This window comes from Neptunicella sp., assembly GCF_048268085.1.
Taxonomy (GTDB): domain Bacteria; phylum Pseudomonadota; class Gammaproteobacteria; order Enterobacterales; family Alteromonadaceae; genus Neptunicella.
Map to the genome: position 1 here is coordinate 194,477 of NZ_JBLWWF010000001.1, position 10,410 is coordinate 204,886.

Genomic DNA, 10,410 nt, shown 5'->3' on the forward strand with positions numbered 1-10,410 from the left:
AGGAATATTCCTGTAGTGGGTCGACAGCTAAAAGAGCAATTTGCAATATTCAGCGAGCAGTTTGCTGGCAGTGTTTTTTTTAACACGACAATAGGTAACGATGTGGTCAGCAATCAGACAAAAAATAACAACGAATAATTGAGTAGGCTAGGAACAATTGGCTGCTCTCTGAAAATTGCAGAGGACACATGAATGTTTACAAGAACTAAACTCTCCATTGCTATGATTGGCGCACTGAGTACTTTGAGTCCGCTATATGCCCAGCAAGCGGACAACAACAAAGATGAAGAAGTCGAAAATATCGTAATTACCGGCATTGCTGGCAGCCTGGAACGCAGCATCAGTCGTAAACGTAATCAGGATCTTATTTCCGACGGCATTTCCGCCGAAGACTTAGGTAAATTTCCCGACAATAATATCGCCGATTCGTTACAACGCGTTCCCGGTGTGGCGATTGACCGGGCAGGTGGTGAAGGGCGTTTTGTCAGTATTCGGGGATTAGGTCCTGATTTTACCGGCGTAGTTATTAATGGCCGTACACCTGCCACCGAAAATGAAGAGCGAGCCTTCAGCTTTGACACACTGGCATCCGAACTAATCAGCACAGTGGATGTATTCAAAACATCATCAGCCAGCCTGAAAGAGGGCGGCCTAGGCGGTTTGGTTAACATTGTAACCGCCAAGCCTTTTGACTATGACGGGTTCAAGTTTGCTGGCAGTGTAAAAGCGATGTATGAAGAAAATAGCGATAAAGCCAAGCCTCAAGGCTCCTTTATCGTTAGTAATACATTTAATGACGGCAAGTTCGGTATTTTGGCCTCTGTTACCTATCAGGAACGTGCCACCGACAAATATACGGTAGAAAATGAACATATTGCCAAAACCACGCTGGAACCCTTTTTAGGCTTTACCGATCCCAGTCAGGGATGGGCTGGTGGTTATGCCTATTCTGGTGATGGCCTCGAAGAAGACACCTATCGTATTCAAAGCCTATATGCCGGTATTACCCATGAAGAGCGTCGTCGGGTAGGAGGTAATGTGGTCATGCAGTGGCAGGCAACGGATGATCTTATTCTTACCGCAGATTATATTTATTCTGATTACGATACCTCTACATCCCGCTATTGGACCGGATCTTACTTGTGGGCGCCGACGTTGTCGGACAAGAATGTGGTGGATGAAAATGGATTCTATCAAGTCATTAATCATGGCTTCGACGACGGATATAACATTAGTGGCTATGCACATGGTTTAACTACCACCGAAAGACCCACCAAATCCAGTGTGACTGGTTTGAATGCTGAGTGGTTAATCAATGATGAATGGACCATGGTGGCGGATATTTCCCGTTCGGATGCGCTACTGGATAACCGTGGTCTGGATCGTATGTATATCCTCGAGTTTCTTGATCGCCCCGGTTATTTGCTAACCTCAACGGGGGGCATTCCCAGTATTGAATATGCCGATGAAGCAGCCATTAAACCCGAGATGGGCAGCCAGAACATGAAGGATCTGCGGGCAAGAATTACTTCTGATGATGGTGTGTATAACAAGGCCGACAATAACGAGTTTAAACTTGACTTTAAATGGGAGCCTTTAGGTTCCAGTATCCGTAAAGTGAAGTTCGGGATGAATAATACTGTCGCCAAGAAACAGACCGAGTATTGGCAGACACCTGATCTTATCCGTCGGATGTATCATGGTTTGGCTACCCGTCAGGAAATTGATTACAACAGTATTGTGACGGGCGTATTCAGCCCGGGTGATGCATTCAACGGTTTAAGTGCCGATGTCTATATGATTGACCCGGATGCTTACCGTACCTGGATGGCCAACAATATTGATGGCAGAACAAAAGCCGATACAGCAGCAGGAATAGCATCCAAAGAAGCCTTTCTGGCCAACAACAGTAGCTGGGACGCAGTCAAGTCAAACGATTCCTATCTTATTGAAGAGGAAGTGACATCAGCCTACGTTGAAGTTTCTACCGATACCACCGCTTATGATATGCCATTGTCGATTACTGCGGGGCTACGTTATACCCAAACGGATCTGACTTCTAACGGTACTACCCAGGTTCTGGAAAGTTTGGAGCGTGAAAGTACCTTGCCGGATGAACCTCCCTCACCCTGGTTGGTACAAACTTTTGCTGATGCCGCAGGTACCGCTGTCGCACTGGATAACTCTTATGACAACTGGTTACCCTCAGTTAACGCATTATTGAAAGTAACGGACGAGTTTTATGTGCGCGGTGCGTTCAGTAAAACGCTAACCAGACCGACCTTATCTGCAATGGCGCCTTATACGTCGTATGGCACCACAACAGTGACAACTAGAACAGCTATGGGCGGCAATCCAAACCTTAAACCCTATACTGCAAAAAACTATGACCTTTCGTTTGAGTATTATTACGGTGATTCGAATATTTTGGCACTGGCTCTGTATCGTAAGGATATTGATAACTTTATTGTGCGATTGTCCGGTCCTGAGACATTTGACAATCTGCAGGTAGAAGATCCTGCCTGGAAAGAGTTTTATGTAACCCGGCCGCAAAACGGTAAATCTGCCACTATAGAAGGGGCAGAAATTAACTGGGCGATGACGTTCGATAATGGTCTTGGCGCCACAGCCAACTATACCTTTGTGGATAGTAGTGCATCTCTTAGCGATGCCAGTGACGCAGAACAATTTGCCTTACCGGGTTTAAGCGATACGGGAAATGTATCGGTGTTTTATAACAACGAAAAATTACAGGCCAGAATCGCCTATAACTATCGAACCCCTTTCTTGGGAATTGTATTTAACGGGCCTTCAAACGAGCCAATTCATTACGATTCTTACGGCACCGTTGATGTGAGTTTGAGCTACAACATCACTGAACAAGTTACCGCTTTTGTTGACGGTATGAATATTACCGGAGAAACCGTTAACAAGTATGGTCGTTACCAGAACCAGTTTATCGGTTTCGAAGATACCGGTGCGTTATTCACTGTTGGAGTCCGTGTGAGACTCTGATCACTGTGTTTGGCCCGATCTTGTATCGGGTCCTTTTTATTTCCTGATTTCATTTAATAACTATTGGAAATGACACAATGAACAAGTGGATAGGACTACTAAGTATACCAAGGGGTATAGGCGTTTGGTGTGCCCTGGGATTGGCTTTGCTGGTTTCATCTGTGCAAGCTAATGCCGATTGTGAGTGGGTTAAGGGTATGTACGTGTCGTTGAATCGACCCGAGTCGACATCCTTGCTGGGTGACCAGCAGCAGGAAACGACCTTGCTGGAATTTGCCGCGGAACATGGTTTTAACTATCTCATTTTGTATGATCTGGAAGGACTCCAGGCTAACAGCAAGCGGGCTGAACAACTCGCCCGCTTTATCAGTACAGCAAAAAAAGAATATGGTATTGCACGAATTGGCGCTGCGCTGGGCAGTAAACAGGCTGCCGATAATATTATTCGCTTCAATTTAGCGCATGCCAAATCGCAACATATCGATGTGCTTAATCTGGAATACGAGTTCTGGAACAAGTCAAACCGTGAACAGGCGTTTGAATATAGTCTGTCGGTACTCGACTATTTCGCTCAACTCGCATCCCGATACGGTATGTTGAGTGAAGTCTATATTGGCTGGATTACACCAGCAGAAGGTGAAGCGCTGGCGAAAAATGGTAGCCGCATCTTATTGCATTACTACCGACATGACGATGTGAATATCATCGATTACGGATTGGAGCGCATGATGTATTTGGCTAGCGCTGGCGTGACTGTCGATATCGCCCCTATCTTTTCCAATGAAGGCCCCGACAATTCTGCCGATCCTTCGGGTTATTTTATGGGCCCCTGGCTGGAAAAAAATGGTGTGGATAAAGCATTCCTGAGCTGGATACAGCAATACCAGCAGCTCGATGTTGATTGGAAATCTAACCTGCATGTTTTTGGCAGCAGCTGGTTTTTGTATAACCATTTTGACGATATTCAGTTTAGCCCGACGCTACCGGAAATCACCGATATGCCCAGTGTCCGCTGTGCACCATGAGGCTGGGGCAATCCTTATGCAGCCTTGTTATTCACTTACTCCAGAAAATAAATTTATGAAACTTATCCTTGCGATTTTATTCTCATCCTTTGTCAGCCATTACGCGTTTGCCCTGGATACGGAAAACTTTACCCGTCACGCCGAGCTTAAATTTGGTGTATCGACTAATTTTGTTAGTCAGGGCCGGTTTGAGGCCTTTGTGGAAATCAACAATCAGTCCAGAACCGCTATTCCTGAAGGGTCTGGTGATTGGCAAATATATATACATTCTGCCCGCCGTATCGTGCAGTCTTTAACCGAGCAAGTCACATTTCAGCGTATACAGGGCGACTTGTACCGTATTAGCCCGACTGACAAGTTCGCAGGTATCGCACCGGGCAAAATCGTGCGTTTTGGCTACCGCGGCCTCGGGGATATTGCCAGTTACAGTTATTTTATGCCCAGAGCCTTTATGGTTGATGGTAGTGAGCAACATTTTGTATTCCGTAATACCGACACGGAAACATTTGAATCCTACGTGTTGCCATTTGAACAGCCGCAACAATATTTGCGATTTAATCAGCCGGTGGATCGGTACGGTTTGAGTAAAGATGATCCCGAGTTTGAGCAGCACTATAAAATGGATGGTCAGACCGACAGAATTGCTATTGTGCCGACACCGCAGCAGGTTACCAAGTTGGGTGGCAAGGTTCATATTGATTCTGCCTGGACAGTAAAACAACCGGGCGGCCTGGAATTTGCCAAGGGATATCTTGTTGAGCAGCTAGCTTTTCGAGGGTTGAAATTGGATGCTGATAACCGCCAAGCCGACAGCAATGTTATTGAGCTGACTTTTGACCCATCCATCGACGATGCTGAAGGTTATCGGCTAGTTGCAGATTCGAATACCATCTCAATAAAAGCCAAAACTGAAGCCGGTATTTTCTATGCTGTGCAAAGTTTGCTGGGGTTATTGCCGTCTAAAACGGTCAAGCAGGTGTTAAGCCTGGATGCGATCGATATTAGTGACCATCCCCGTTTTACATGGCGTGGCATGCATTATGATATCGCCCGTAACTTTCATGGCAAGCAGGCCATTTTAACCTTGCTTGAGCAAATGGGCAGATTCAAGCTGAATAAACTGCACTTACACCTGACCGATGATGAAGGATGGCGGCTCGAAATCCCCGGTTTGCCCGAACTGACCGATATAGGCGCACAACGCTGTTTTGATTTGCAGGAACAGGATTGCTTGCTGACCCAGTTAGGTAATGGCCCGGGTAAATTGCAAAGTGGCAGTGGTTTTCTTACTACCGATGACTATATTGAGCTGGTGCGTTTTGCCAAACAACGCAATATTGAAGTCATTCCCGAGATAGACATGCCGGGCCACGCCAGAGCGGCAATAGTGGCAATGAAAGCGCGCTACCAGCGTTTGTTAAGTCAGGGAGATGAATCGGCGGCCAACCAGTATTTATTGGCTGACTTGCAAGATAAATCTGAGTATCTGTCGGTGCAAAGTTATAGCGATAATGCCATTAACCCCTGCCTGCCTTCGACATTTCATTTTGTCCAAAAAGTGATGTATGAACTGGAAAGAATGCACCGTATGGCAGGCAGTAAACTGAATATTTTCCATATGGGGGGAGACGAGGTAGGTAAAGGTGCGTGGCAGAAATCGCCTGCCTGTCAGCAGCAGTTTGATTCATTGTCTTCGCCTTTGATGGGCGTGGATGATATCAAGCCCTATTTTGTCAAAAAGGTAGCCGAACTGGCAGCACAACGGGGGCTGGCTATTGCCGGCTGGGAAGATGGTCTGATGTATAACCGTGACCAGCCTTTTCAGCGCAACGCTATCCCTAATCAGCAGGTGATTGCTAATGCCTGGGACAACATCTGGGAAGCAGGCGTGTCTGATCGGGCGTATTTGCTGGCGAATGCAGGATATGATGTTGTACTTTCCTCGGCCACACACTTGTATTTTGACCATCCTAACGAAGCGTCTCCCTTTGAGCGTGGTTACCACTGGGCAACCCGTTACAGTGACTTATACAAAGTGTTTTCCTACACACCGGACGACCTTTATGCCAACGCAGCCAGAACCTTGCCGGGGGACAAAATTACTGATCTTGACCATTTAGTTAACAAACATCATGTAGCATTGCAGGCGACCGGCAATGTGCTGGGAATTCAGGCCCAATTATGGTCAGAAACAGTGCGTAGCGCAGCGCAAATGGAGAATATGGTGTTTCCGCGAATTATCGCCCTGGCAGAGCGAGCCTGGCATAAAGCGGACTGGGAATTACAGCCCAGGAATAAACAATCCTCTGCTTTTGCCAATGATTGGCATGGCTTTTTGCGTGTACTGATTGAGCATGTGTTGCCAGAGCTGGATCGACAAGGTATTCATTTCTATGTACCTCCACCCAGAGTTAAACAGCAAGCGGATTCCTTGATTGCCGAGCCGCTCATCGAAGGTCTGGAGGTGCTGTATAGTTGTGACAAAGGCCAAAGCTGGAGCCGCGGGCAGCAAGCGTTTTGTGATGACAATAGTCAGGTGTTGTTCAAAACCCGTTTGGGTAACCAGCATAGTCGTGAAATATCACTGGCTGAGTTGAGCCAGTACTGATGGTAGACTGTGTGGTTATTGTCACTTATTCAGCAGGCTAATTGAATGCATCTTGAGCAGTTGGAAGAAAAAGCACGACTGGCACTCATCCAGGGACGGGATCAGCAGGCCTATGAGTGCTTGCAGACCATGCTGGCAACCGATGAAAACAATGATAAAGCCTATTATCTGCTCAGTACGCTGGCGCATAAATATGCCAATTATCGTCAAGAGTTGCAGATGCTGGACTCCGCCATTGCACTACAACCGGCAATCATTGATTACCAGGTTTATCGGGCTCGGGCGCTGGCGCAAGCAGGGGAAACTGACAAAGCCAAAAAGCAACTGGATCAACTGGGGTTGCAAACTATCAGCCAACCCGCATTGATTGATGCCATTGCCACGACCTATAACCGCCTGAATTTATATGCTATTGCCTGCCAGTGGTTCGAGAAACTGGTCCAGGTTGATGATGCTAATCCATATAGCCTGTTTAATTTGGCCACCTGTTATAAATTTTGCGGGCAATTTGAACGGGCGCAGCAAGCTTACACTAAGGCCGTTGCACTTAAACCGGATTATTACAAGGCCCAGGCCGCCATCTCGCAACTGGGGCACGCTCTTGACCCGGCCGAAAGGGTCAAATGTCTCGAATCATTAAGACAAACGCAGCCGCATCTCGATGCCCGGTTACACTTGGCCCATGCCTTGTCGAAAGAATATGAGAGCATGGGGCAGTTTGATAACGCATTTAAAATCTTGAAAGACGCCAAATCAGCAGTCAAAACACAACTCGATTATCAGTTTTCGTCTGATCAACAGCGTTTTGACGCGATTAAACAAGGCTTGACTAATACTGACGATCATAAGCCCGCTGAGTTAAGTAACCTGTTTGTTGTCGGTATGCCGAGAACAGGCACAACCTTGCTTGAACGCATTCTGTCGGCGCATGCTAACGTTGTGTCGGCCGGGGAGTTGTATCAATTCAGCATGGCGGTAAAGCAGGTGACTGGTGTGGCTGAACGCAGTTTTGCGCCTGCACCATGTTTGGGGGCTATCCAGCCCGATCAGTTGGAAAAAATAGGTCAACTTTATCAACAACGTACGGACTATTTTTGTGAAAACGGACAAATTTTACTGGATAAACTGCCACTGAATATTTTGTATGCCCCGCACATTCTGGCTGCGTTACCTAATGCCATTATGGTCTGTCTGGATCGCCATCCGCTGGATACTATTGTCAGCAATTATCGGCAACTATTCAGTTTTGAAGATGAAGCAACGCGCTATTCTCTGGATGGCCGGGATACTGCCCGTTTTTATCTGCAATTCAGACAATTGATGGATCTGTTGCGCAACCATTTCCCACAACGATTTTATGTAATTAACTACGACAAGCTGGTGACCGAGCCGCTCGAGGAAGCGAAAAAACTCTTTGCATTCTGCGAGTTGGAATGGAACGACGATTACCTTAACATTGAGCTAAATCATGCTCCGGTGGCGACTGCCAGTTCAGTCCAGGTGCGGAATAAAATTAGTTCGAAATCTGTTGGACAATGGCAGCGCTACGAACAACAGTTAAGCGAGGTAAAAGATATCCTCTCCCGCAACGACATTCACTTCTAAGCGGACGATTTGTGCGACATATGTGTGATTCGGTATTCGCTAGGTGACAAGTCGGTTAAACGTTTAAAAAACCGCTGAAAAGCAGATTTGCTGTTAAACCCGGACTCCAGCAGGATGTCCATGATCGACATATCCGCATATTGTGGATCGGCCAGATAACGCTTGGCCTCTTCCACCCGGTAAGAATTGATAAACTCGAAGAAATTGGTGCCGAATTCACGGTTGATAGCAAAAGACACATCTCTGGCTGGCAGGTTAATTTTGTCGGCAAACTGCTCAATATTAATACTTTGGTTGAGGTAGAGTTTATCGGTGTTTATGCCAGTCATAATGCCATCAATGATGTGTTTCAGATTACCTGAAATGTCGCTGGCTCTTGAATGCTTACGGGTCAAGGTCAGCTTTTGGGCATGCGACGCACTGTAAAAGAATAAGGCTATTAGCAGACCAAAGTTCAGGTAGTTTTCGGTAACGCCATAAGGGAGTCGATATACCAGGGCCAGAATACTCAGGATCACCGACCAGCAACTGGTGCCGATAAAGGCTAAAGTGAGCAAATACAGCCAGATAATGGCCTGTTCATTAACATCAGAGTTATCAGATACAACCGACTTATGGTAACGGTGCACAATCAGCAAACCAAACACAAAATAGGCCAAGGGTACCAGTTTTAGCGACCACCAGATCATGTCTGTGGTGAGATAGGCCGCCCGATCAATGCCAAAGGTATCTAGTCTCATCAGATTGATGTCAACACTAAAAAAGTACAGGCAACCAAATACAATCAATATTGGGATTAGATGGAATAAGTTGCGTTTGGATAAACTGAAATCCTGATGAGTAATACTGCCTACATACAGCACCAGCAGAGGGCCTTTTATGATAGTGGAAAAACTGTACAGATAGGGGACCAGCTTTTCGATCCAGCCGGGTTTGGGCAGATATTCATTCCAGATAAGCATGACGCCAATATCAGATATGGCGATAGAGATAAAAAACGCGCTAAGTAAATATTTTGACAGCTTATTTTTGGCCGCAATAACAGATTGAAACAGCGCCAGTATAATACTCAAACCAATAGAGAGAATTAATATTACATCATTAATATTAAAATAAAGTTCAGTCATTTTTATTGTAATTGTTCGACCTTATTGGCAGGTGATCAGGGTTGAATTTGATATTGTTATCATCTGAACAATATAACGGACAGTCTATCAGCAATGAAGAAGGTGGACCAAGCTCCCGATACTAAAGTTTTGCCAAAATTTAACTTAGGCCTTCCCAGCTGCGGTGATGGTTGGCTTCTTTGGTTAGACTCACCACTTCGGTATGGGCAATCCGGTCTTGCAGAGATTGTTTGTGTTTAAGATCAAACAATACCAATAACGTGCCTAAACCTAGTAATGAGCTGAGCATGCGCACAAAAATACGCGGATAGGTCAACGGCTTGTCTGTGGTACTTAATATGCGTAATCGCCAAGCCCGCATTCCCAGAGTTTGTCCGCCATTGCGCCAAAACCACATAAAAAAGCCCATAATCCACAGACCAACCCAAAGTTGAATGGCGGTTTTGATCAATACTGACTGCTGAATAAAATCACTGGAATGTTCAGCGCCTTGCATATCGATAACGCCGTTTTCCAGCAAAATAACTAGCGGCAAAATAATTGCCATTGCTGCACACATGCCCACTGCAACGGCAACTAAGGTATCGTAAATCATAGCGGCTAAACGTCGAAAAAAGCCTGCACGGGGAAAGGTATTAATTGAATCAGTCATCGGGTTATCACGACAATAAAAGAGGCCGAAGTGTAACAGTAATCCCTATCTGGAATAAACCCGAACATAAAATAGTCAATTGAAATAACAAGCTCATAAAACACTTGCAAGCAAGCCTTTGATCGCTATAATGCACAGCCTGTTCAGCACTAGCTGGATGGATCATCACTCAGTGCCAGAGTGGCGAAATTGGTAGACGCAGCGGATTCAAAATCCGCCGGTGGCAACACTGTGCCGGTTCAAGTCCGGCCTCTGGTACCAACTCTTTTTAGAGTTAAAGTAAACCGACATTATGTCGGTTTTTTTGTGTTACAAACACAATGCTCTGACTCTTTAGCAGCTACAGTAGATTTTAATTATCCTAGTTCATCCCGTATT

At 45.8% G+C, this 10,410-nt stretch carries 6 protein-coding genes and 1 tRNA gene; 5 read left to right on the forward strand and 2 right to left on the reverse strand.

Annotated elements, in window-relative coordinates; all coding sequences use genetic code 11:
- The first annotated feature begins 192 nt into the window (after nucleotides 1–192).
- From ACTD55_RS00865 to ACTD55_RS00880, 4 genes are all read left to right on the forward strand, one after another.
- Nucleotides 193–3,015, forward strand: a complete 2,823-nt coding sequence (locus tag ACTD55_RS00865; RefSeq protein WP_438862408.1) for a TonB-dependent receptor — start codon at nucleotides 193–195, stop codon at nucleotides 3,013–3,015.
- Nucleotides 3,016–3,092: 77 nt separating this feature from the next.
- Nucleotides 3,093–4,040 carry a hypothetical protein gene (locus tag ACTD55_RS00870; RefSeq protein WP_438862409.1) on the forward strand — a complete coding sequence of 316 codons (948 nt, stop codon included), beginning with the start codon at nucleotides 3,093–3,095 and terminating at the stop codon, nucleotides 4,038–4,040.
- Nucleotides 4,041–4,095: 55 nt separating this feature from the next.
- Entirely contained in the window at nucleotides 4,096–6,648 is a 2,553-nt protein-coding gene (locus ACTD55_RS00875) for a family 20 glycosylhydrolase (protein WP_438862410.1), read from the forward strand.
- 45 nt (nucleotides 6,649–6,693) lie between these two features.
- Nucleotides 6,694–8,253: a tetratricopeptide repeat-containing sulfotransferase family protein gene (locus ACTD55_RS00880; protein WP_438862411.1), complete on the forward strand. Its 1,560-nt coding sequence runs from the start codon at nucleotides 6,694–6,696 to the stop codon at nucleotides 8,251–8,253.
- Here ACTD55_RS00880 and ACTD55_RS00885 read toward each other — a convergent pair.
- Nucleotides 8,250–9,380, reverse strand: a complete 1,131-nt coding sequence (locus tag ACTD55_RS00885; protein WP_438862412.1) for a helix-turn-helix domain-containing protein — start codon at nucleotides 9,378–9,380, stop codon at nucleotides 8,250–8,252. The genes ACTD55_RS00880 and ACTD55_RS00885 overlap by 4 nt on opposite strands.
- A gap of 139 nt (nucleotides 9,381–9,519) precedes the next feature.
- Entirely contained in the window at nucleotides 9,520–10,032 is a 513-nt protein-coding gene (locus ACTD55_RS00890) for an RDD family protein (RefSeq protein WP_438862413.1), read from the reverse strand.
- Nucleotides 10,033–10,206: 174 nt separating this feature from the next.
- Here ACTD55_RS00890 and ACTD55_RS00895 point away from each other — a divergent pair.
- Nucleotides 10,207–10,293 (forward strand) — tRNA-Leu (locus ACTD55_RS00895).
- Nucleotides 10,294–10,410 lie beyond the last annotated feature (117 nt).

What these genes read in the sequence shown, in the direction of transcription:
- ACTD55_RS00890 (WP_438862413.1), bottom strand. Translation starts at nt 10,032, where the DNA reads ATGACTGATTCAATTAATACCTTTCCCCGTGCAGGCTTTTTTCGACGT.
- ACTD55_RS00870 (WP_438862409.1), top strand. Translation starts at nt 3,093, where the DNA reads ATGAACAAGTGGATAGGACTACTAAGTATACCAAGGGGTATAGGCGTT.
- ACTD55_RS00880 (WP_438862411.1), top strand. Translation starts at nt 6,694, where the DNA reads ATGCATCTTGAGCAGTTGGAAGAAAAAGCACGACTGGCACTCATCCAG.
- ACTD55_RS00865 (WP_438862408.1), top strand. Translation starts at nt 193, where the DNA reads ATGTTTACAAGAACTAAACTCTCCATTGCTATGATTGGCGCACTGAGT.
- ACTD55_RS00875 (WP_438862410.1), top strand. Translation starts at nt 4,096, where the DNA reads ATGAAACTTATCCTTGCGATTTTATTCTCATCCTTTGTCAGCCATTAC.
- ACTD55_RS00885 (WP_438862412.1), bottom strand. Translation starts at nt 9,380, where the DNA reads ATGACTGAACTTTATTTTAATATTAATGATGTAATATTAATTCTCTCT.